Genomic DNA, 22,458 nt, shown 5'->3' with positions numbered 1-22,458 from the left:
TACCAAGCCATGGTCACCCTCGCCTGCCTACAACTCTGGCTCCCATGACTTTGCGGACAGGCCCTAGGGCTTCGGGGCATCCCAGCCGTACGTCGGCAGGGTGAAGAACTCGTCCCCGTCGAGCCGGTCCGCGGCGCCCGTGGCGACCCCCGTCATGATCGACTCCACGCCGGTGCGGACCGTCGCCGTGAACACCTCCTTGTGCTGCTCGCCGAGGTCGTCCGACTGTCCCCGGACCTCGAACAGCACCGTGCCGGTGCCGTTCAGCGCGAGCGCGGACCGGCCCTGCCCGGCGTACTCCCGCTCGTCCGGGTGGACGTACCGCCCGATCGCCGACTCGGCCTGGTTCATGCCGTACTTGCCGTAGATCCCCTTGGCGGCGGCGAGCGCGTACCGCCGCGACTTGTCCTGGTCGAGCTTGGGCCAGTCCTTCTTGTACTTGGCTCCGTCCTCGACGCCGAGCGGCGGGTAGTCGATCGCCGCCGAGATCAGCTTCCCCGCCTGCGGTCCGCTGGTCAGCCGGTCGCATGGGCCCATGTGGTGCAGATCGATGTACGCCTCCACCTGGCCCTTCTCGCGGCGCAGTTGGACGTACGTGTCGCGGATCGCGCGCGACTCGGGGGAGAGGAAGAACCCTGCGTCGGTCTGCTCGCCCGGCAGGTCGGACGCCTTCGGTACGTAGTTCAAGTCCGGGTTGAAGTCGCGGTTGAGGTCGAATCCGGGCTTGGCGACACCGTCGCCGCTCTCGGAGTGGTACCAGGCTTTCGGAGCGCCCTTGAGCTGCGGGAAGCGGTCGGTGACCTGGTCCCAGGAGATGACGTTGGCGCGGCGGTTGAGTTCGCCTCCGTCCGGGTTGACCATCGGCATGGCCACGAAGGTGACCTGGCGGAGCAGGGCGCGGGTGTGCCGGTCCTGGGAGGTGCCGAGGCGGTTCAGGATCTGTAGCAGTGCCTCGGTGCCGGTGCGTTCGTTGCCGTGGATCGCGCTGGTGACCAGCACGACCTTCTTGCCGTTGCCGGCCCGCGCCCGCCACAGGGTGCGGCCCTCGGTGGTCCGCCCGGCCTTCTCCACGTCGACCCGGCCGTGGCTGCGGCGCTCGATGGCATGGAGGGAGCGGACCAGCTCGGAATAGTTGGTCCAGCCGTCCCAGGAGGGGTTCTCCGGGACCTGACAGGTCTCGATCGGCGGGGTGGCATGCGCGGCCGGTGCGACGGCGACCGTCACTCCGAGGACGGAGGCGGCGAGGGCGGCGGAGAGCGTGGCGGAGCTGCGGACGGCGGGGACAGGCTTGCGCATGTGGGCTCCTCGGATCGTCGGGCACGGGCCATGCGTGCTGAACGGCCTTACAGGACAGCCGGGTTGATCCAATCGCTTTGGCAGGTTTGGGTCAAGAATGCAAAGCGCAGGTCATGGGGCGCCGTGTGCCGCCGTCACGTCGTCTCAAGTGGCATGGTCCGCTTCGCCGTTGCCTGCGTCTGCCCCCCGGCTCCCCGGCCTGACCACCGCACTACTGTGTCGGGCTATGAATGAGGACCACTGGCTGAGGGACACCCGGATCTCTTACGACACGGTCGCGATCAGCTACGCCGACCGGATGCGCGAGGCTCTGGCGGGGGAGCCGTACCTTCGCGCGGCTCTGGCGGTGTTCGCCGACTTGGTGCACGGCGCCGGCGGCGGCCCGGTGGCGGACGTGGGCTGCGGCCCCGGGCATGTCACCGCGTACCTGCGAGAGCTGGGCGTGGACGCTTTCGGTGTCGACCTTTCGCCGACGATGATCGACGTGGCTCGGCGTGATCACCCCCGCCTGCGGTTCGAGGTGGGTTCGATGACGGACCTCGACCTCCCCGAGGCCTCAGTCGCCGGTCTGCTCGCCTTCTGGTCGTTGATTCACATCCCCGACGAAGCCGTCCCGACGGTCTTCGGCCACTTCCACCGCGCGTTGCGTCCCGGCGGACCGCTGATGCTCGGCTTTCACGTCGGCGACGAGTCGAGGCTGAAGACGCGGGGCTACGGCGGCCACCCGATGAACGTCCACGTTCACCGCCGCCGGCCCGAACAACTGGCGGCCCGGCTGGTCGATGCCGGATTCACCGTCGAGGCCCACATGCTGCTCGACCTCGACGAGAGCGTTCCGGGGGCGGTCCTCTTCGCGCGCCGTCAGTCCTAGAGGTCCCGGTCCCGTCGCAGCCGACGATTCGGTGAACTCGACTCCCGCCGGCCCCGGTCAGCGAGGTGCCGTGCCAGGTTTGATGTCACCTGATGAAGGTCGCGCGTAAGGCTGTGCGCAGAGGTCCGTGTCGGCGATCTGTCTTTCGCTCACCTCCGGGCCCGCGTTCCCGGGCACGTCGGCGCGGCGGTCGTCTCCGCTGCGCGGATGGATTGACAGGGTCATGACTGATGCCTAGATTCCTCTGCGGCTGCGGTGTCACAAGGCCCCCGCCCTCCCAGGAGGATGCACATGGTCGCATCGTTCGTCGCTCATCGCGCCCTCGACGGTGGTACCTATCACCTTCAGGGCGACCTCGACCTCCAGTTGCCGTGCACCTCGGCCGTCGAGATGGTGGTCGGTGGCCGGCTGGTCGAGTTCACCGCCGGGCCGGCCTCTTTGGGGGACGACGTCGCCGCCTCCCTGGGCATCGGATCACCCGACTCCGAGTTCACCTTCCAGAAGGGCACGCTGCGTATCTTCCAGTCGACCGAGCGTGAGCCGCGCTCAGGGCTCGTGGAGCGGCCGTCGCTCGTCGTGTGGCTCGGCGAGCGCCACTCACTCGTGACTCGGCTGTACGGCCTGAGCGTGGCCGAGGTGCTCGGGCTGCTCCGGTCGGTCCGCATCGAGGAGAGCGAAGACGGGCTCACCCTCCAGCCGGATCCGTCGGCCGGAAGCGCCTTCGCCCGTCCCGCGACGGTGATCAAGGAGGTGCCCGGCCTCGGGCTGCTGGAGCTGTCGCGGCGGACGAAGGAGCACACCGCCCAGCTTCCGCCCTGGAAGGGAGTGGCGGTCGCCTCCGGTGAGCTGTTCCGCGACACGCTCTCCGACGGCAGCCCGTTCTTCGTGCTCTCCTCCGCAAAGATCTGGGCCACGCTGGTACCGCTGGCGTCGACTCCCGTGGAGCGGGTGCCCGAGCTCGTCGGGCGGCTCGCGCTGCGGCACACCGGGTGAGGCGCCGGTGATGGGCTTCTACGGCGGGCTGACCGCCGCGGTCGCCGTGCTCAGCCTGCTCATGGGCGCCGGCTCTCACGCCGCCCGTCCGGCCGCTCTGGGCGAGGCGCTGCGGGTGCACGGGGTGCTCGGCCCCCGGCTCCGCCGGCTCGCGGCCGCCGTTCTGCCCTTCGCCGAGGGCGTCCTGGGAGCGGTCGGCGCGGCCGCGCTGCTGACGGGTCACCAGTGGGCCCTGCAAGCCGTACTCGCCGCCGGAGCCGCCCTCTTCGGGCTCTACGCCGGCTACACCCGGCACGTCCTGGCCCTCGGCCGCGGGGGGCCGTGCGGCTGTTCACGCCGGGATCTGCCACTGAGCCGCTGGGTGACCCGGCGGGCCGCGGCCCTTGCCGGGCTCGCGCTGGCCGGCGCGGTCATCGCAGGGGCCGGCCCCGTACACCTCTCGACGGCAGAACTGATCACGCTGATGCTCGCCGCTCCCGCGTGCACCGTCCTGCTGTGGTCCCTGCCCGCCGCCATGCACGAGCCGACCGCAGCACCAGTTCCCCTGCCGACCGGGACCACCGTGCACCGGACTGCCGAAGGAGTGTCGACGCGATGGACTTCACCACCAGCGCTGTGATCGCCTCGTGGGCGGCGATCGCGCTGCTCGCGCTCGTCGTCTCGGGACTGATCAGGCAGGTGCACCAACTGTCACGCACACAGCCGCACCGCCCCGGGCGAGTGGGCATCGCCCCCGGCGCGCCGGCGCCCGGGCTCGACGCGGCACGGGTCGACGCGGCCGGACTCGACGGCCTCCTGACTGAGGGCCGCGCCGGGCTGCTGCTCTTCCTTGACGCCGACTGCCGCACCTGCGCCGAGGTGCTCGCCGAGGCCGGCGCCTGGACGACCCGTCAGGGTGCCACCGCCCCCGCCGTGCTCGGGCTCTACGCGGGCGCCCGGCCCCAGGGCGACGAAGGCCCCGTCCCGGTCAGGGATCACCGTCCGGAGCTGTTCACGGCCTACGACATCCCCGCCACCCCCTATGCGGTGGCCATCGACCCGGAGGGCCGGATCGCGCGTTCGGAGCCGCTCGGTTCATCCACCGCGCTGCTGAGGTTGCTCGACGACATCGCACCCGCAACTCCGAGGAGCCGGCCATGACTTCACTGGACGAGGTGCCCACGCTGCGCCACTCCGGGAGCGGTGGCCGCCGGTCCCGTACCGGGCGCGGGGCCCTGCCATCCTTCGCGCCGTCCAGGCGCACAGTGCTGCAGGCGGCGACCGCCGTGGGCTTCGCCGCGCTGGGGGTGTTCACCGCGGCCCGGCAGGCGTACGCCGACGGCTACGACATCTGGACCGGTGCGTGCCCGAGTTACGCCGCGGACCACAACTGCTCCCCGGGCTGCGGGCCCAGCACCGTTTATGCCGACGCGTGCGAGACATCGGGGACGAACACCGGCTTCCACCGGCAGGACGGTGTCACCTGGACGCTGCGGCCCAACCAGTGCTACGCGGGTACCTACGACGGCTGGCTGTGGCGCTACAGCGCGGCCTGCGGCAGTTGCGGCTGCGGTATCGAGCGGCGCTGCCACGACGGCTACCGCAACACCGGATCCGGCTGGGTGAAGTCCATCTGCCGTTGGACCACCGACTGCGACTGTCCCGGCTCCGTCAGCTGGCCGACCCTCGGCCGCGGCGCCACCGGGCCCGACGTCCGCACCATTCAGCACCTGCTCACCCACCACGGTCATCCCGCGGACGCCGACGGCATCTTCGGGGCCGACACCGAGGCGCGGGTCGAGGAGTTCCAGTCGGCGAACGGACTCAGCCCCACGGGCAGCGTCAGCCCGGCCACCTGGCCGGTGCTGATCGTCACCGTGCGCCAAGGAGAGGTGAACGGTGCCGTACGCGGCGCGCAGTGGCAGCTCAACAAGCACGGTTCCGCACTGACGGTCGACGGCAACTTCGGTTCGCTCACACGGCAGGCCGTCATCTCGTTCCAGTCCCTGCACGGCCTGACCGCCGACGGCGTGGTCGGACCGAACACCTGGCTCACGCTGACCGGGACGGTCTAGATGGGTCGGTCCGGCCGTCCCGTGGCCCGGCCGAGCGGCGCCCGTGCCGTACGGACGCTGCTCACCGATCCGGTCCTGCCCGTGGCGGCCCTGGCGATCGCGGCGATCGCCGCCGCCCTCTACGCCCCCATGCTCACCTGGGCGATCACCGGCGGTCTGGCCGGCTACTCGCTCTCCGGCTCCGTTTGAACGCGTAACAGCGCTTTCGCGCTGGCCTCGCCAGGTTGGCGGGCAACGTACAGACAGGCACTGGTCCTCGGCATCTTCACCGGAGGCCTGCTGGCCGGCGGGGTGCTGACGGCCGGGGTGCTGTGGCTCCTGTCCGGTCTCTTCACACCGCTCCCGGCCGACGTGCGGCAAGGGCTGATCGTGGCCGTCGCGCTGCTCGCCGCGCTGCGCGACGTGGGCAAGCTGTCGCTACGGCTGCCGCAGAACGCCCGGCAGATACCTCAGGACGTGCTGCGCCGCCATCTGGCGCGCGGCGCCCTGCAGTTCGGCTTCGAGCTCGGCACGGGCGTGCGTACCTACGTGTCGGCCAGCGCGCCGTACGCGATGGCGGTCGCGGTGCTGCTGTCCGGGGGCTCCTACGCGCCCGCTCTGGCCGCCGGGCTCGGCTTCGGAGCGGGCCGGGCACTCACCCCGGCCCTGCGCAGGCTGTCCGGGGACGGGGAGCGCTGGGACGACCTGCTCGCGCGGCGGCTGACCGGCATGACCGTCCTGTGCTCCGCGCTGATCGCCACTGCCGCCTGCTCGACCCTCCGGTAGCTTCGTCGCCCGATGCGGTGACAGGGCGCGGAGTTCGTACGACCCCGCCCCGCCCTCGGGCGCGTCGGCGGTCGCGCCGCTGCGCTGAACCGGAATCCGCATCGAGGCCGAACCTCGCATCAGGCCGGATTGTGCAACGGCCTTTGCCTGTAGGTCAGTTGCGCCGGAGGTCTGGTCCTGTGGCAGATGGTGACGGTGTGGACACGCAATGGAAGTGGAGGCCAGACTCGCCTCAATCCCCGAGCGGGGACCCGGGATGGACTCACAACGGAGGCGGGATGTCGAGGCGTACGATCCGACTCGCACCGGCATTTGTCATGATCATGCCTGTTGCGGGCGGGCTGCGTGCCCGCCAGGGCCGCCCCGGCCCAGGCCGACGCGAGCTGCGGCCCCTGCCCCACCCCGTCCGAGGCCATGTCGGGCGCCGACGTGACCCAGCCGCGGATCCGGGTGGCCGGACATGTCGACCACGGCGAGATCCTCTCCGTCGACGGCAGTTACGGCCCGCGGACCGAGGCGGCGGTCACCCGGTTCCAGCAGGCACACGGGCCGGCTGCGGACCACCACCCGGAACGCACCACCGTCCACTTCACCTACGCCGAGCTGAACAGCAGCGACTCCGACCGGTCCGGCGGTGCGGTCGGCGTCGCGACGGCACAACTCCTCGTACTGCCAAAGTCCAGCGGCCTGCGCACGATGTGGAGGCAGGAAGCCATCGACGGCGACTCGAACAACCGGCACCCGTACGGTGACGCCGCCGACCCGGTCGGCAGCCCGTCGTTCCGCCGGCTCGCCCAGCGAGCCCGCACTCACGGCTTCGGCGGCAGCTACGGCTCAGGCTGCCCCGACCACAACGACCACCCCCACGTGGACGGACGCGCCTGCCGTTCCTGGTCCGCGCCCGACCGCGGCGTGTGACCGCCAAGTCCCTACGCGCACAGCAGTTCACCTTCCCCCCCGCATTCAAGTAGGAGTGCCCTGATGTCGTCCCGCATCCCCTGGCGCGCCCGCGCCGCAACGGCCCTGCTGGCGGTGTTCGCCGGTATCGGTGCCTTCGCCGCCCCCGTCCCCGCCGTGGCCGATTCCCCGCCCGAGAGCCCGCGGAGCGTCACCTACCACGGCTACCGCATCGAGGTGCCCGCCGGATGGCGGGTCGTCGATCTGGCCGATAACCCGCGCGCGTGCCTCCGGTTCGACAGACCCACCGTCTATCTGGGCGAGCCCGGCGACCAGAACGACTGCCCCGCCGGACTGGTCGGCCGTGCGGCGGGCATCGTCGTGGAGCCCATCACCGCCCGCTCCGCCGGCCAGGCGACGGCCGCGACCGCACGGACCCAGCGCGGCAAGGCCACCGCCCCCACCGCCACGTCCAGTAACGACACCATCCAGATCGCGGTCGAGGACGCAGGCGTCCTCGTGACCGCCGCCCACACGCCGGGAACCGAGAGCCTGGTTCGCGGCGTTCTCGCCTCGGCCGAGCTCACCGACGGCGCCGAGCGCACCGAGATGCCCCGCGCGGCACAGCGGTCCGATGCCACTGCGCGGGCCGCGGTGGGGCCGCAACCCGGCAGTTACCTGGGCAAGGGCTTCGACGCCTGCGCCGCGCCCTCGCAAGCCGCCATGAACGCCTGGCAGGCGAGCTCGCCGTACAGCGCGGTCGGCGTCTACATCAGCGGTGCCTTCCGCGCCTGCGCCCAGCCGAATCTGACGGCGAGTTGGGTGACCAGCCAGACCAACAACGGATGGCGTCTGTTCCCCATCGATGTCGGCCGCCAGGCACCGTGCACCAACTACTCGCTGAAGATGTCCGCCGATCCGGCCACGGCCAAGTCCCAGGGTGTCACCGCGGCGGCCGGTGCCATCACCGCCGCGTCGAACCTCGGCATCCCGGCGGGCAGCGCCCTCTACAGCGACATCGAGGCGTACACCTCCACTGCCTCGTGCAAGGCGGCCGTACTGTCGTACCTGTCCGGCTGGACCGAGCGGCTGCACAGCAGCGGCTATCTGTCGGGCTTCTACTCCAGCGCCGCCTCCGGCATCAAGGACGCCGCCAGCGAGTACAACAACAGCGCCTACACGCGGGTCGACCACCTCTTCTACGCGTGGTGGAACGGCGCCGCCGACACCAACACCGGTTCCTACGTGCCGTCCACGTACTGGTCCAACCACCAGCGGATCCACCAGTACGCGGGCGAGGTCACCGAGTCCTACGGCGGTTACTCGATCAATATCGACCGCGACTACCTCGACGTGGGCAACGGCACCCCGCCCACGCACACCTGCACCGGGGCGAACCTCGACTTCACCACGTACACCACCGTCCAGAGCGGCTCGACCGGAGACCGGGTCAAGGCGGCCCAGTGCCTGCTCAAGGCCGCCGGCTTCGACCCGGGCACCCCGGACGGGATCTTCGGGTCCGGCACGACCGCCGCCGCCCGGAACTTCCAGACCAGCAAGGGGCTCGCGGCGGACGGCGCGGTCGGCACGAAGACCTGGACCGCCCTGCTGTCCCGCGGATCCACCCCGACCATCCAGAACGGTTCGACCGGCGAGGCCGTCACCCGGCTGCAGCGCGCCCTGACCGCCGCCCTCGGCCGGACAGTGTCCATCGACGGCATCTTCGGCTCGGGCACCGCCCAGGCCGCACGCGACTACCAGTCCTCACGCGGTCTGGGCGCCGACGGCATCGTCGGCCCCGCCACCTGGGGCGCTCTTCAGTCGGGAAAGTGAGAGGACAAGTGGACGGGAAAGTGAGGCAGAAACCGTGAGACGACTCGCACGCATCATCACGCTGTTCACCGCGTTGGCGGCCCTGCTCCTGGGACTGGGCGCCCCCGCGCTGGCCTTCCCGCAGGCCGCGTTCCCGCTGACGAGCAACGGCAACCGAGGCTCCGACGTGGTCGCGTTGCAACATCTGCTCGCCGCGCACGGCCGCCCCGTGGCGGCGGACGGCGTCTTCGGCTCGGGCACGCGGAGCGCCGTGGTGGGCTTCCAGCAGTCCAAGGGCCTGGCCGCCGACGGTATCGTCGGGCCCGCCACCTGGGGCGCGCTCGCCGTCACCGTACGACAGGGTGACAACGGGCCGGCGGTGACAGCCGTCCAGTCGCTGCTCAACGCCAAGCGGGGCGCGGGCCTCTCGCTCGACGGGGCCTTCGGACCCGCCACCACCTCCGCCGTCCGCACCTTCCAGTCCCATGCGGGGATCGGCGCGGACGGCGTCGTCGGGCCGGCCACCTGGCAGAACCTGCTGTGGCACTACGAGAACATCGGCTTCGGTGCCGGCACGATGTGCGCACAGAGCCCCGACGGCAACGCGGGCGCCCACTGGGCGACGGCCGGCGCCGTCGGTCAACTGGAGGCCGCCGCCGCCACCTTCGCCGCCACCGGGAACGGCAGACTGCCGGTGGGCGACGCGGGCTTCGAGCACGGTGGGGACATCCCGGGACACGCCAGCCACGAAGTGGGGATGGACATCGACGTCTGGCCGGCCCGCACCGACTCGGCGCAGTGCACGGCGGGGCGTATCACCTGGCAGTCAAGCACTTATGACCGCGCGGCCACCCGCACGCTCGTGCAGGAGATCCGGGCGAAGGCCCCGGGTCACGTCCAGCTCATCTACTTCAACGATCCGCAGCTGATCTCGGAAGGGCTGACCACGAGCTACCCGAACCACGACAACCACCTGCACATCCGTTACCGGTAGCGCGCCGGCCGCGGGCCCGGGCTTCGCCCCCGGACCCGCGGCCGTCCGCGGCGATCAGCGGATCACCAGCGTGGTGCCGGCCACGGCGGGCACCAGTTCCCCGATGACCGGATGTCCGGGTATCTCCCCGGCGACCAGCAGCCCGCCGGAGGTCTGCGCGTCGGCGAGCATGTGCAGCTGGTCCTCGTTCGCCCGTCCCGCGTCCAAGTGCGGGCGCACCCAGTCGAGATTGCGCCGGGTGCCGCCACTGACGTACCCGGCCCGCAGGGACTCCCAGGCGCCGTCGAGCACGGGGACGGCGGCGGCGTCCACCACGGCCGTGACGCCGCTGGCCCGGGCCAGCTTGTGCAGATGGCCGAGCAGCCCGAATCCGGTCACATCGGTGGCGCATACCGCGCCGGCTGCCAGAGCAGCGGCACTCGCCTTGTCGTTGAGCGCCGCCATGCCCGCGACGGCGTGCGCGAAGACCTCACCGGTCCGCTTGTGGCGGTTGTTGAGTATCCCGACGCCCAGCGGTTTGGTGAGGGTCAGCGGCACACCCGGCCGGCCGGCGTCGTTGCGGAGCAGCCGGTCGGGATCCACCAGGCCGGTGACGGCCATCCCGTACAGCGGTTCGGGGCTGTCGATGCTGTGGCCGCCACCGACGAAGCATCCGGCGCCGCGGGCGACGTCGAGCGCTCCCGCCAGGACCTCGCGGGCCAGCTCCGCGGGCAGGAGGTCACGGGGCCAGCCCAGGAGGTTGAGCCCGACGACGGGCCTGCCGCCCATCGCGTAGACGTCTGACAGGGCGTTGGCCGCGGCGATCCGGCCCCAGTCGCGGGCGTCGTCGACGACGGGAGTGAAGAAGTCGGCCGTCGACACCAGGGCGGTGCCGTCACCCGTGCGCACCACCGCGGCGTCGTCACCGTCGTCGAGTCCGACCAGCAGCCGGTCCTCGTCCGCGCCGAGGGCCTGTCCGGGGTTCCGGGACGGCAGCAGTCCCGCGACCATCGCTTCCAGCTCGCCCGGAGGGATCTTGCAGGCGCACCCGCCGCCCTGTGCGTACTGGGTCAGCCGTACGGGCGCGGCGGGTTCGGCGGGTTGGGAGGGCTCGGCGGGTTGGGCGGGTTCGGCGGCGGAGCCAACAGTCGTCATACGACCATGATTTCACTCTTGCCCCAGCAGCGTGCGGGGACCACAATCTCGCTCGGAGGCGTTGGGTGGGCTGGTGCCCCTCCCGATCTTCAAAATCGGTGTGGTCCGGAAACCGGGCCAGGCGGGTTCGATTCCCGTCCGCCTCCGCTGACTTCGATCGGGGTGGCACGGGTGGCGCACGACAGGCGGCAACCGCCGGCGGACACCCGGAGGCAGGTGCCGAGCACCACGGCGCTCCTCGGCGATCCCCGGCTGAGCGAGGCGTCCACACGGCTGGGCAGACCCATCGTCAAGGCCGCGGTCACCACCGCCCAGCAGGCCGTACGCGACGGACGGATCGGCCCCGGCGACGCCGTCCACGCCGCTCTTGCCGCGCTGCCCACCCTCGCGGCCGGGTTGACCCCCGTGCACAACGCCACCGGCGTCGTGCTGCACACCAATCTGGGGCGGGCCCCGCTGTCGCGGTCAGCACTGGAGGCGATGACGGCGGCCGGCGGATACACGGACGTCGAACTGGATTTGAGCACCGGCAGACGGGCGCCGCGCGGCCGCAGCGCCATGGCGGCCCTGCGGGAAGCGGTGCCCGCCGCTGAGGCCGTGCACGTGGTCAACAACGGAGCCGCCGCCCTGGCCCTGGCGGCGGTGACGCTGGCCCCGGGACGCGAGATCCTGCTCAGCCGGGGCGAGTTCGTGGAGATCGGCGACGGCTTCCGGATCCCCGAACTGCTGGCCTCCTGCGGCGCCCGGATACGCGAGGTCGGCACCACGAACCGGACCCGTATCGGAGACTACGCGGACGCCGTCGGCCCGGACACCGGCCTCATCCTCAAGGTCCACCCCTCGAACTTCACGGTGAGCGGCTTCACCAGGGGAGTGGACCCCGGCGAACTGGCGTCGCTGGGCCTGCCCGTGGTCGTCGACATCGGCTCCGGCCTCCTCGCGCCCGACCCGGCGCTGCCGGACGAGCCGGACGCGGCCACGGCCCTGCGCGCCGGGGCCACGCTGGTCACAGCCAGCGGAGACAAGCTGCTGGGCGGTCCGCAGGCGGGGCTGGTCCTCGGCCGGGCCGCCGTCGTGGAGCGGATGCGGCGCCACCCGCTGGCCCGCGCCCTGCGCGTGGACAAGTTCACCCTGGCCGCGCTCGAAGCGACACTGCGCGGTCCCGAGCCACCCGTGCACGCGGCCCTGCACATGCCGCTGCCCCAGCTGCGTACGCGCACGCTGCGCCTGGCCGAAGACGCCGCGCGCCGCGGCCTGGACGCGCACGTCGTATCCTGCGAGGCGGTCGTCGGGGGAGGAGGCGCCCCCGGGATCGCCCTGCCGTCCTGCGCGCTCAGCCTCCCCGAGAACCTGGCAGGACCGCTGCGCACCGGTGAACCGGCCGTGCTCGGCCGGGTGGTGCGCGGCCGGCTGCTGCTGGACCTGCGGTGCGTGCCGCAGGAGTGCGACAGCGACATCCTTGCCGCGGTGCTGCGCGCGGCGGAGCACTGACCATGCGGGTCATCGCGACGGCCGGGCATGTCGACCACGGCAAGAGCACACTGATCCACGCGCTGACCGGCACCCACCCCGACCGGCTGGAGGAGGAGCGGCGCCGGGGTCTGACCATCGACCTGGGCTTCGCATGGACGGATCTGGCGTCGGGCGAACGGCTGGCGTTCGTCGACGTCCCGGGACACGAGAGGTTCGTCCCCACCATGCTCGCCGGCGTGGGGCCCGTGCCCGCCGTGCTCTTCGTGGTCGCCGCCGACGAGGGCTGGAAGCAGCAGTCCGAGGAACACCTGGCCGCCCTGGACGCCCTGGGCGTACGGCACGGACTGCTCGCCGTCACCCGCTGCGATCTGGCCGACCCCGGCCCCGCCACGGCGCAGGCCCGGGACCGGATCCGGTCCAGCACCCTCGGCGCCGTCGAGGCCGTGGCCGTCAGCTCCCGCACCGGCGCAGGCCTCGCGGACCTGCGCGCCGCCCTCGGCCGGCTGGCCGCGCGACTGCCGGACGGGGACGCCGACTCCCCGGTACGGCTGTGGATCGACCGGTCCTTCACCGTACGCGGCAGCGGGCTGGTGGTCACCGGCACTCTCGACGCGGGGCGGATCCGCCGGGGCGACGTCCTGGTGACCGCCCGCTCCGGCCGTCCCGTGCGCGTCAGGGGCTTGCAGGCCCTCGGCGAGGAGACCGACCTGGTGCGGGCCACCGCTCGGGTCGCCGTCAACCTCAAGGACCTCGACAAGGAGTCGACGGGCCGGGGCGACGCCCTGCTCACCCCCGACAGCTTCCTCCCCTGTCTCCGCTGCGACGTGCGCGTACACGGCGGAACACCGGCCGCGGAGCTGCCCCGCACCGCCGTCGCCCACATCGGTTCGGCGGCCGTGCCCGTACACATACGGCCCCTCGATGCCGATCTCGTCCGCCTCACCCTGCCGGCGCCACTGCCGCTGCGCATCGGCGACCGCGCGGTGCTGCGCGATCCCGGTCTGCGTCGGGTGCTGGCCGGCCTGACGCTGCTCGACCCGCAGCCACCGGAACTGCGGCGGCGCGGCTCCGCGACACGGCGGGCCGCGGAGCTCGGCGACGCTTCAGGCACTCCGAGCGAGACGGCTGAGCTACGGCGCCGGCTGCTGGTCAGGCGCGGGGAGCTGACCGCGATGGGGGTGGCCGTCCACACCACGCCGGTCGCGGACGACTGGCTCGCCGACCCCTCCCACTGGACCACCCTGCGCGCCCGGCTGGCCGAACTGGTCACCGCCCACCTCTCCCAGCGGCCCACCGAGGAGGGCATACCGGTGGAGGCCGCTCGGCACCGTCTGGGGCTGCCGGCCGTATCCCTGGTGGAGGCACTGGTCACGCCGCCCCTGCGGATGATCCGCGGCCGCGTGACCACTGGGCCCACTGGACTGCCTGCCGCTGTGGCCGACGCGGTGCACCGTCTCACCACCGACCTCGCCGACAGTCCCTTCGCCGCCCCTCACGCCCAGCGGCTCGCCGAACTCGGCCTCGGTCGCCGCGAACTCGCCACGGCGGTCCGCCACGGAGCGGTACTGCGGCTCGCCGAGCACGTGGTGCTTCTACCGGACGCACCCCTGCTGGCGGCCGACCGGCTGAGCGAACTCGACCAGCCGTTCACCGTGGGAACGGCGAGCCGCGCCTTGGCCACCACCCGACGCGTCACCGTCCCCCTGCTGGAGCACTGTGACGGGCAGGGCATCACCCAGCTGCTTCCCGACAAGCGCCGCCGGTGCGGGCCCCGCATTCGGCCCACGCCGGTCACCCCACCACCCTGAATCAGCTGGGCACCCTCACCGAGACGAGGCCGAACACGCCAGGTGGTTCGACCGCGACAGCCGGGCGAGCACGTCAACCGCACCCAACGCTACGGTCAGTGGCGGTCGGTCATGAGCGCGATCCCCTCGGGTCCCTAGCCCTGGCCGATCAGGCGCGGGTCGGTGGGACTCGCGACGTAGACCGGGGGATCCGGCTGGTAGAAGATGTCGATGTCAGCCTCCTCGCCGCCGACGATCAGCGTGTCCCAGGGGCCGCTCTCCTGGAGGGTCCGCAGGGTCGACGGAGCGAGCGCGGACAGATGCTCCCGCAGTTCGTCGTCGCTGGGCATTCCGGGGAGGCGCGGGGCAAGGCGCTCGCGGATAGCCAGCATGCGGTCCAGCAGGACGTCCAAATCGGTCCGGTCGGCCTCGAGTTCGGCGGCTCGGTCCCCCTCCATGCTCTGGGCGATGATGTCCTTGATGGCGCGGGTCACTCCCTGCCCGTCAGCGGCGACCATGGCGTTCCAGGCCCGACTCTTGTGGCGGTACTGCAGCATGGACATCGCTGCCTCGTGCCGGATGAAGTCGGCGTCGCGCAGCGGACGGCCCTGCCAGGCACGGGTGAGGGTCCGGGCGAGTGAAATGGCCGAGGCGAGGCCGCTGTTGAGGCCGCGTCCGGGCCAGAAGTGGATGGCGTTGGCCGCGTCGCCCAGCAGCAGGCCGTAGGTACCGGGGCTCGTGGCGGTGGAGCGGGTGAGTTCGGCCGTGAAGCGGGGCCGTTGCACCATGTCCAACCGGAACGAGGTGATGGCGCTGAGATCGTCCTCGGCGACACCGAACAGCTTCAGGCCCTCCTGAATCCGCTTCCACAGCGGCGAACTGCGCAACAGGGCGGGCAGGAACAGGGTGCCGTGGGTCGGGCAGACGAATTCGTTGTCCGTGTGGCGGCTCATGACGCAGGGCCTGGCCGCGATGCACTCCTCGAAGACCTGTCGGACCGGATCGATGCCGACAACGTTGCCCGCTTCCTCTCGGGTCAGCCTCATGTTGAGGAAGCCCTCGCCGCGCAGCGAGTTGAGCAGGAACCGGTTCTGCGCCACGGTGAGAAGGACGCTCATCGGGTCCGACAGCTGGGACTTGACGCGCAGTCCCAGCACCACGTCCTGAAGGTGCTCCCCCTCAAGGGAGTAGATTGACGCGTCCGCGGCGCCGAACCGATCCGCGAAGTGCTCTCGCGTGCGCGACCGTCCGCCCTCGCAGATCACCAGCAGATGTTCCTGGGAGAGTCGCTGCTCCTGTTCCGCCACGTCGAACGGCTTCGGCACCAGACGAATCGCGGACTTGCTGTTCGCCAGCTCCAGCAGCTTGTCCTCGATGTACGCGATCCGGATGTTCCGGGGCGGCCGTCCGTCGACCGAATCCGGTCCCACGGGCCACATCTCCGAATATCCGCCCGAGCCGAACAGCGCCGACCGTATCTCCTCGGTGAGCGCCAGGTACTGCCGGCTCTGAACGGTGACGACCTGCTGTCGGCGAACGTTGCCCTGACTCTCGTCCTTCCAGACCACGGTGGAGCCGTTTCTGATCCAGCGGCCGTCGTAGACGGTGATGGCCACACGCCCCGGCATGGAGTTCTCCAGCAGCAGGGCGAAGGCGAGGCCCACCGGGCCTCCTCCGGTCACCGTGACCCGCATCTCGCCCGGGTTCACCTTGGCGTCGACGCGTGGCAGGTCCAGCTCGGACAGGGCCAGGACCGTCTCCAGGGCCTCCTGCGTCTCGAACAGGAAGGTCTCGTCGCCGATACGTATGGAGTCGCCCGCCTTGAGCACATGACGTGTGACGCGCTGATCGTTGACGAACGTTCCATTCCTGCTGGTCCGGTCGTGGAGAACGAACTCCCCGTCCTCCGGGACGATCTCGGCGTGCAGACGGGAGGCACTGACGCTGACGATGATCACGTCGTTGTCGCTCTTGCGTCCAAAACGAAGCGGAGCACCGCCCAGTACCACGCTTTGACCCGCGAACGGGCCTGTGCGCCCCACGATGACCGACGACACGGACTCTCCTTGCGAATGTTTCGGCTGCGACGGAACGCCGCACCTTCGGACGAACAACTACGAGTGGCGAAAGATTCGACGCCGGCGCGCCGGTAGAACTCGGACTGCCTGATGCGACCTGGGGTGTCCTGGCGTCAACCGCCGGTCACCGAGGAGCATGTGATCGAGAACGGCACCGAGTTGGACACCTTGTCGAAGGGCGGCCGGATCTCGACCGCCAGTTCGCTTCGGAGCGTTCCGGCCCCCGCGTACGCCGACAGGCTCACCGTCTCCTCGCGGGATCGGGGTCCGTCTTCCCGGAACTCCAGCGTCCGCCACCGCCGGTCGATCACCGACCCGTTCGCCGAAACCCACCGGTACGAGAACTGGATGGGCAGCTCGGACACCGTGAAGTTCGCGGTGAAGCGGGGAGCCTGAGAATCGCTTGGGGGGCAACTCCCCGCGTACTCGGTCGTGTCAGCCGTCACCGTGATCGACACAGGCTGCTTGGTCTCGCCGTCCATGAGCGCGTAGCCCAGGCTTCCGGCGAGCAGCGCGAGTGCGACCCCGGCCACGGTGATCAGGAGGGCGCGCCGCCTGCGCGGAGTGGAGCCGGAACCGGAGGGGGCGGGGCCGGCGGATGTGTGAGGTGACGTGTCCGCCTGGTCCGAGGTGTTCCTCGGCGGGGTGTGGAGCGGCGAGGTCGGGGGCCGACCGCTGCGGTCGACCGAGATCGAGGGAGTTGCCGATTGTCGGGCGGCGAGGGGCTCGTCGCTCTTGGGCGCCGGGGGGAGTTCCCCGGCAGTGGGTACGGCGGCTGCGGCTGTCGGCCCCGCTTCCGGCACGGAGGAGCGGGGGACGGCTGTGCCGGTTTCCGACACCGTGGGAGTCGCGGGTTCTTCCTTCGTGGAAGTGTCGATCATCGCCACCATGACCCGGGGGTCTGCGGGCTGCCTCGGTGCCGGTGCGGTCGCGGTGGCGTTCAATTCCTCGGTGGCCGGGGTCGGTTCCGACTCCGCGAGGGGAAACTCGGCGGTAGGCAGGCTCGCGGTGCCGGACGTGGGCGCGGAGGGCGTGGTCGTGTCCGCACGGAAGAAGCCCAGCGCCCGCTCGGCCTCTTCGGCAGACATGCGTTCGGCGGGGTCCTTGCGTGTCAGGCCCTCGATGACCGACGCAAGCGGCCCGGCCTTGTGCGGCTGGGGCAACTGGTCGTCGACCACGGCGCGCATGGTGGACAAGGCCGTGGTCCGACGGAACGGCGAGCGGCCCTGAACGGCTGTGAAGAGCAGGATCCCGAGCGACCACAGATCCGATGCCGGCCCGGGAGCCCGGCCCAACGCCCGCTCCGGTGCCAGATACTCCGGAGAGCCGATGACCTCACCCGTCATCGTCAGTGCGGATTCACCCTCGACAGCGGCGATACCGAAGTCCGTGAGCACCACCCTCCCGTCGTCGGCGAGAAGGACGTTGGCAGGTTTCACGTCCCGGTGCAGTACTCCGGCGTCGTGCGCTCCGCGGAGCGCGGCCAACACCTCGGCACCCACCCGCGCGACCTCCTGCGGTGGGAGGGCACCGGTCGCGGTGATGACATCGGCCAGGGACTTGCCGCGGACGAACTCCATGACGATCCAGGGCCGGCCCTCGTCCGTAGCCACGTCATGGACCGTCACCACACCACGCGCACTGATGCGGGCAGCCGCCCAGGCCTCCCGATGCATACGGGCATACATCCGCTCCACGCGTTCCGCGGGCAGCCCGACAGGAGCGCGTACCTCCTTCACGGCCACCTCGCGCTGCAGTACCTCGTCATGGGCACGCCACACGGTGCCCATCCCGCCGTACCCGAGGACAGCCAGCAATCTGTAACGACCGGAGACCAGACGTCCGGCACCGGCATCGGACGACGCCGCGTCGTCCTCGTCATGCGTTGGCATGTGCCCCTACTCCCTGTCTACTGCGAACGGGCGGGGCGTGCCTACGCCCTCCGGTCGGATTCGGGCGCCCGGCCTTCGCCTTGACCACGGCCCGACTTCTTGCCCAGTTCCGGTGTACGACACGGGAGAACCCGGACGCATAGCCGCACTGCGCCCCGCGAGGAGGGCACAGCACAGAATAATATGTTGAAAGGCGAAGGACCGCAGACCGTCCTCACGTCCCTGGCGGCTTCCGTATCCAGCGTGAAGCACAGGGATCGCCGGGTTGAAGTCATCAACTGGCAGTGCCGTTCATCGATGAAATGTGACGGCGAGTCGGCTCCGGGTCGGCGTCAGACACAGGGGACTCGCCCCCTTCCGGCAGCGCGTCCGATCGCGAAGGCCAAGTGACGAACATGCCGGGTCGCCGGCGGACGCGGTGGGTCAGTCCTTCTCGGCCGCGTGCCAGGTCATTCCCCAGCCGTACTCGATATCCACGGCCTGCTGCTTGAAGATGCCCGGCGGCACCAGGATGTACTTCGCCTCCCGACGGACGATCAGTTCCCCGTCCACGTTCTCGATCAGAGCGATCGCGGCGGCCGTCGAGGGCACGGTGCACTCGTCCAGGCGCACCTCGATCGGTGGACCGACAGGGGGATACAGCGTGGCGACCCCGTCCAGGCCCGCGAAGCTCGACGCCCCGGAATGGATGACCACGAACACCAGAATGCGTTTCAGCTCAGCCGCGTGATCAAGATTGATCGCGAGGTTCTCGCCGGCCTCGCTTGAGCCGGTCCGGTCGTCCTGGTCCAGGCGTATGTAGGGCGGCTGGTCGAACGAGCCGAACTGGTTCTCGATGGGATGGACGATCCCCGTCATTCCGTTCCGCAGCTCCCACAGACACGAGAGGTCCAGGTCGACGTCCTCCAGCCGGACGGCGCTCTTTCCCTTCCTCAACCAGCCACTCGACGGCTTGCGAGGGCTCCACGAGAGATTGCACCGCATGGCTCCTGAGGTGGCGCCCTGCTTGGTCAGCGATACCGCGGGCGCCGCCTTCGTCAACGTGATCTTCGACAGCTGTGACGGCTGTGGCGGCTGAGGCGCCGGCGGCGTCGGATGCGGAGGGGCGGCCTGCCGCATGGGCGGTGCGGGCGGCGTGGGCGTGGCCTGCTGGGCCGACGGAGGCGAGGCGGGCTCGTCGACCGTGATACCGAAGTCGGTGGCGAGCCCCGCCAGCCCGGAGGAGTACCCCTGGCCCACCGCCCGGAACTTCCAGGCGTCGTTCCGCCGATACAGCTCCCCAAGCACGAACGCCGTCTCCGAAGTGGCGCCCGTGGCGTCGAACCGTGCCGCTTCGACGCCGCTCTCCGCGTCCAGCACCCGCACGAACAGCCCGGGTACCTGACCGAACGTGCCGTCGGTGGACGCGGCGACCACCACGGTGCCGATTCCCTGCTCGACCGCGGACAGGTCCACACCGATCGTCTCGACCACGCCCGTGCCGTCCTGACGCCTTCCATCGAGACGCACCGCGCCACTGCGATGCACAGGCTGGTTGTAGAAGACGAAGTCGTCGTCCGAGCGCACTTTGCCGGCCGTCGTCAGCAACAACGCCGACGCGTCCACATCAGGTGTCCCCGGCCCGCCGTGCCAACCCAGCTCCACCCGGACCCTGTTGGCGGGCACGGGTATGTTGGCGCCCTTCTGCAACAACACGGCGGGGCCTCCCTCCTTGAACTTCCCACTCCCGAAGTTCGAAAGCCCACCGTTGGAGTCAGCACCGCGTGCCCGGCGGCCGGGTTCGAAGTCGGCCAGAGCGGCGAACCCGGGATCAACCGTCGCGGTGGCCGTAACCGATCGCACCCACGCACGCACCCGTGACAGCGGATGGTCGGGGAACTGCGCGTCCCACGTCGGGTCGTCACCGCGGTGGTACGGCAGAGCGCTCTGGAGCTCGGGGGCGTAGGGATGCGGCAGGACCCAGCCATCCATGCCTGTGAGCCCCAGCTTGGCGACGATCGTCGCCTCCCTCACTCCGGTGATCCCGCTCTCCTCGGCGAGGTAGCTGACCGTGGCATGGCGGTCGGCCTTCGCCAGGAAGATCATCGCCATGAACACCTGCCCGGTGGGGGCGTTCGGTATCGGCACCTTCACCACCTGACACACGCCGCGAACACCGCCGAGGACCACCGGCTCGGCCTCGATGAGACATCCCATCCGCGGGTACGAAGCGGCGAGGTTACGCCGCATGGCGGGGATGTCCTCCAGCCAGGCGGTCTCGGTCAACGGCGAGTTCGTGACGGTCAGACTGACTCGGTCCCCGTAGGCGGAATGCAGCCAGGTCGTTTCGTCGACGCGCTGGAGGCCGGTGGAATCGAAAGTGACGACCACGCCTTGAACTCCTTCTGAAACCGGACCATGACAGCTGATCAGTCGCACCCTACCGCGCGCTCTTCGAAGCCCCTCCAACCACGGTGCCACGCGGTCGAGTTCGAGGTCCTACGCGGGAACGCGTGTGCCGCGACTACCCCTGGCTGGTGCGGATGCCACACTCTGCTGAGCCTCTGACGGAGGTGCCGGCACGACGCTGTTGTGTGTCTCCAGCCGAGGTATCCCGGGCAACCTGCCGAAGAAGGACGAGAGCATGATCACAGCAGAGCACTGGATCGAGACACTCGGCCTGGAACAGCACGTGGAGGGCGGGTACTTCCGCCGGACATTCCAGGCCGACCACCGTCCCCGCATCCCCACCCCCGCCGGGGACCGATACACCCTGACGTCCATCCACTACCTGCTGACGCACTGGTCGCCGGTCGGCCACTGGCACCTCAACCGATCGGACATCCTCCATTTCCACCACCACGGTGATCCGATCACCTACCACCTACTGCTCCCCGACGGCCGCCACCGCACCGCCGTACTCGGCCAGGACCCCGACGAGGGCCAGCTCCTCACGCTCGCGGTCCCCGGCGGAGTCTGGAAGGCTTCCCACCTCACCCTTGGGGACCACGGCCTGATCAGCGAGGCCGTCGCACCCGGATTCGACTACGCCGACATGACACTCGGACAGGCCGAGGACCTGGTGCAGCGATTCCCCGAGCACACAGAACTGATCCACCGCTACTGCCGCCCCACCGCACCGCGGTGAAACCGGCACGGCCCCCCGGGCTGCCGGCTCGGTCCACGCGTTGTGGCTCTGGCCCAACGTCCGCGGTGCCGGGCGCCGAACTGGTCCGGCAAGCGTCAGTGGCCGGGCACGCGACAGCCGCGACCTACGCGACCAGACCCGGGTGCGCTCAGGAGGTCGCGTGGCACGCCCTCGACCTGCGGGATCCCGAACGAGTGGAAGCAGTCGTGGTCGAGGTCAGCCCTTGTGGCGTAATCAACGCATCAAGCGGCGGGGCGGACTGGGCGGTCACGGCCGAGGATCCCGTCCGTCTGGCGATGGCGGCGGCGAAGTCCGGCACCCGTCTGACTTCGCGGAAGCCGCGGGCTCGACCGGTTGGAGATCCGTGAGCCCTCCGTCACCGGAATCGTCCACTTCGGTGCCCAGCCAGCCGTCGAGGGACATGGTCTCGGCTAGCTTTTCCCAGCTGACCTCGCCAGCTACCACGACGGGGCCGAGGTCTCCCTGGCGGTGGCCTTGGAACTGGTCCGCGTCATGCTCCGCGAACAGGGTGCCTGGTGCCGGCTGGAGGCAGGAGACGTGTTCACCGTGCACGTCGGGTGAGATCAATACATGTATGTGGGCAGTGATCAGCCCTGCACGGACGCCGTGGCCGGTACGCGGGAACTCGGCCTCTTCGCGCAACCCCTGGCGGCCTCCCCCTACGCCGCGTAACCAGAGATGACAGAGGTGGCCGATGAAGACTTCTGGGCGTCGGTACGCACCGAACTGGCGGCGGGACAGGGCCTGCTCCTGGAGGAGACCACATCGCCAACCCCACACGCCGGCACCGCCTCACCACGGAAAACCTGAACGCGGTCCGTCCTGACCGCACTGCCATCCGAATGGCACATCGAGGCCGCCTGTTCCGGGCCGTCTTCGGGATACCGCCGCAGGACCATCGAACCTATCGGTACAAACATTGCGCGAATCGTCAACATCGCTGCGCGGAATGACAAGGCCAGAGGCTATTCGCCTTGGCACTCTGAATGTCGAGCGCGCGACCACGGGCGCTCCGGATCGTACCCGAGAGATCGATCCGACTGTTCATCGAACTGGAAGGACCCGTCAAGTGTCCGTTATGACGACCTCGGAAATACAGCTCGACGATGCCTTCGACCTGGAGATCAAGGAAATCAAGGTGATCCAGGAGGGTCAGGAAGTGACCGCGACCGGATTCCTCTGCACATTGTTCACGTGTTCCTCGCTGACCTGCGACACCTGCACCGAATGATGGTCGCCTAGGTGCCATTCGGGCAGACGATCG

At 70.4% G+C, this 22,458-nt stretch carries 19 protein-coding genes and 1 tRNA gene; 15 read left to right on the top strand and 5 right to left on the bottom strand.

Annotated features, from left to right (window positions below):
- Positions 1-63 precede the first annotated feature (63 nt).
- Complete coding sequence (locus tag IEY79_RS34555) at positions 64-1,296, bottom strand: M14 family metallopeptidase (protein ID WP_189111618.1); 1,233 nt, start codon at positions 1,294-1,296, stop codon at positions 64-66.
- A gap of 226 nt (positions 1,297-1,522) precedes the next feature.
- On the opposite strand from IEY79_RS34555, the gene IEY79_RS34550 reads away from it, so the two are divergent.
- The 10 genes from IEY79_RS34550 (at position 1,523) to IEY79_RS34505 (ending at position 9,682) form a co-directional block, all read left to right on the top strand.
- Positions 1,523-2,167, top strand: a complete 645-nt coding sequence (locus IEY79_RS34550) for a class I SAM-dependent DNA methyltransferase (RefSeq protein WP_189111617.1) — start codon at positions 1,523-1,525, stop codon at positions 2,165-2,167.
- A gap of 291 nt (positions 2,168-2,458) precedes the next feature.
- Positions 2,459-3,160, top strand: a complete 702-nt coding sequence (locus tag IEY79_RS34545; protein ID WP_189111616.1) for a hypothetical protein — start codon at positions 2,459-2,461, stop codon at positions 3,158-3,160.
- Between the two features lie 10 nt (positions 3,161-3,170).
- Positions 3,171-3,779 carry a MauE/DoxX family redox-associated membrane protein gene (locus IEY79_RS34540; RefSeq protein ID WP_189111615.1) on the top strand — a complete coding sequence of 203 codons (609 nt, stop codon included), beginning with the start codon at positions 3,171-3,173 and terminating at the stop codon, positions 3,777-3,779.
- Positions 3,755-4,300 (top strand): hypothetical protein, encoded by a 546-nt coding sequence (locus IEY79_RS34535; RefSeq protein WP_189111614.1) that lies wholly within the window; start codon positions 3,755-3,757, stop codon positions 4,298-4,300. Before IEY79_RS34540 ends, IEY79_RS34535 begins: the two co-directional genes overlap by 25 nt.
- Entirely contained in the window at positions 4,297-5,214 is a 918-nt protein-coding gene (locus tag IEY79_RS34530) for a peptidoglycan-binding domain-containing protein (RefSeq protein ID WP_189111613.1), read from the top strand. Before IEY79_RS34535 ends, IEY79_RS34530 begins: the two co-directional genes overlap by 4 nt.
- Positions 5,215-5,403, top strand: a complete 189-nt coding sequence (locus tag IEY79_RS34525) for a hypothetical protein (protein WP_189111612.1) — start codon at positions 5,215-5,217, stop codon at positions 5,401-5,403.
- A 117-nt stretch (positions 5,404-5,520) separates the two neighbouring features.
- A complete protein-coding gene (locus IEY79_RS34520) occupies positions 5,521-5,979 on the top strand; it encodes a hypothetical protein (RefSeq protein WP_229701378.1) in 459 nt (152 codons plus the stop codon).
- A 345-nt stretch (positions 5,980-6,324) separates the two neighbouring features.
- Entirely contained in the window at positions 6,325-6,897 is a 573-nt protein-coding gene (locus IEY79_RS34515) for a D-Ala-D-Ala carboxypeptidase family metallohydrolase (RefSeq protein ID WP_229701377.1), read from the top strand.
- Between the two features lie 63 nt (positions 6,898-6,960).
- Positions 6,961-8,709: a glycoside hydrolase domain-containing protein gene (locus tag IEY79_RS34510; RefSeq protein ID WP_189111611.1), complete on the top strand. Its 1,749-nt coding sequence runs from the start codon at positions 6,961-6,963 to the stop codon at positions 8,707-8,709.
- Positions 8,710-8,743: 34 nt separating this feature from the next.
- Positions 8,744-9,682, top strand: a complete 939-nt coding sequence (locus tag IEY79_RS34505) for a penicillin-insensitive murein endopeptidase (RefSeq protein ID WP_189111610.1) — start codon at positions 8,744-8,746, stop codon at positions 9,680-9,682.
- Between the two features lie 54 nt (positions 9,683-9,736).
- On the opposite strand, the gene selD is transcribed toward IEY79_RS34505, so the two are convergent.
- Positions 9,737-10,816 carry a selenide, water dikinase SelD gene (selD, locus tag IEY79_RS34500; RefSeq protein WP_189111609.1) on the bottom strand — a complete coding sequence of 360 codons (1,080 nt, stop codon included), beginning with the start codon at positions 10,814-10,816 and terminating at the stop codon, positions 9,737-9,739.
- Between the two features lie 54 nt (positions 10,817-10,870).
- On the opposite strand from selD, the gene IEY79_RS34495 reads away from it, so the two are divergent.
- The 3 genes from IEY79_RS34495 (at position 10,871) to selB (ending at position 14,097) form a co-directional block, all read left to right on the top strand.
- A tRNA-Sec gene (locus tag IEY79_RS34495) sits at positions 10,871-10,964 on the top strand.
- Between the two features lie 14 nt (positions 10,965-10,978).
- Positions 10,979-12,307: an L-seryl-tRNA(Sec) selenium transferase gene (gene selA, locus IEY79_RS34490; protein ID WP_229701376.1), complete on the top strand. Its 1,329-nt coding sequence runs from the start codon at positions 10,979-10,981 to the stop codon at positions 12,305-12,307.
- 2 nt (positions 12,308-12,309) lie between these two features.
- The gene (selB, locus tag IEY79_RS34485; RefSeq protein ID WP_189111607.1) at positions 12,310-14,097 is read left to right on the top strand and encodes a selenocysteine-specific translation elongation factor; all 1,788 of its coding nucleotides are present in this window, start codon (positions 12,310-12,312) and stop codon (positions 14,095-14,097) included.
- A gap of 134 nt (positions 14,098-14,231) precedes the next feature.
- Here selB and IEY79_RS34480 read toward each other — a convergent pair whose 3' ends face one another.
- From IEY79_RS34480 to IEY79_RS34470, 3 genes are all read right to left on the bottom strand, one after another.
- Positions 14,232-16,133, bottom strand: coding sequence for an FHA domain-containing protein (locus tag IEY79_RS34480; protein ID WP_189111606.1), 1,902 nt, complete (start codon positions 16,131-16,133; stop codon positions 14,232-14,234).
- A 134-nt stretch (positions 16,134-16,267) separates the two neighbouring features.
- Positions 16,268-18,046, bottom strand: coding sequence for a serine/threonine-protein kinase (locus IEY79_RS34475; protein ID WP_189111605.1), 1,779 nt, complete (start codon positions 18,044-18,046; stop codon positions 16,268-16,270).
- Positions 18,047-18,469: 423 nt separating this feature from the next.
- On the bottom strand, positions 18,470-20,416 hold the full coding sequence (locus IEY79_RS34470) for a TerD family protein (RefSeq protein WP_308426714.1): 1,947 nt from the start codon (positions 20,414-20,416) through the stop codon (positions 18,470-18,472).
- Positions 20,417-20,669: 253 nt separating this feature from the next.
- Here IEY79_RS34470 and IEY79_RS34465 point away from each other — a divergent pair, with 253 nt between their 5' ends.
- Complete coding sequence (locus tag IEY79_RS34465; RefSeq protein ID WP_189111604.1) at positions 20,670-21,173, top strand: cupin domain-containing protein; 504 nt, start codon at positions 20,670-20,672, stop codon at positions 21,171-21,173.
- A 1,099-nt stretch (positions 21,174-22,272) separates the two neighbouring features.
- Positions 22,273-22,425, top strand: coding sequence for a hypothetical protein (locus tag IEY79_RS34460; RefSeq protein ID WP_189111603.1), 153 nt, complete (start codon positions 22,273-22,275; stop codon positions 22,423-22,425).
- The last annotated feature ends 33 nt before the right edge of the window (positions 22,426-22,458 follow it).

Source organism: Streptomyces camponoticapitis (assembly GCF_014646115.1).
In the GTDB taxonomy this organism is placed as follows: domain Bacteria; phylum Actinomycetota; class Actinomycetes; order Streptomycetales; family Streptomycetaceae; genus Streptomyces; species Streptomyces camponoticapitis.
The sequence above is the reverse complement of the archived record's forward strand: the minus strand, read 5'-3'. Positions and strand labels throughout refer to the sequence as shown.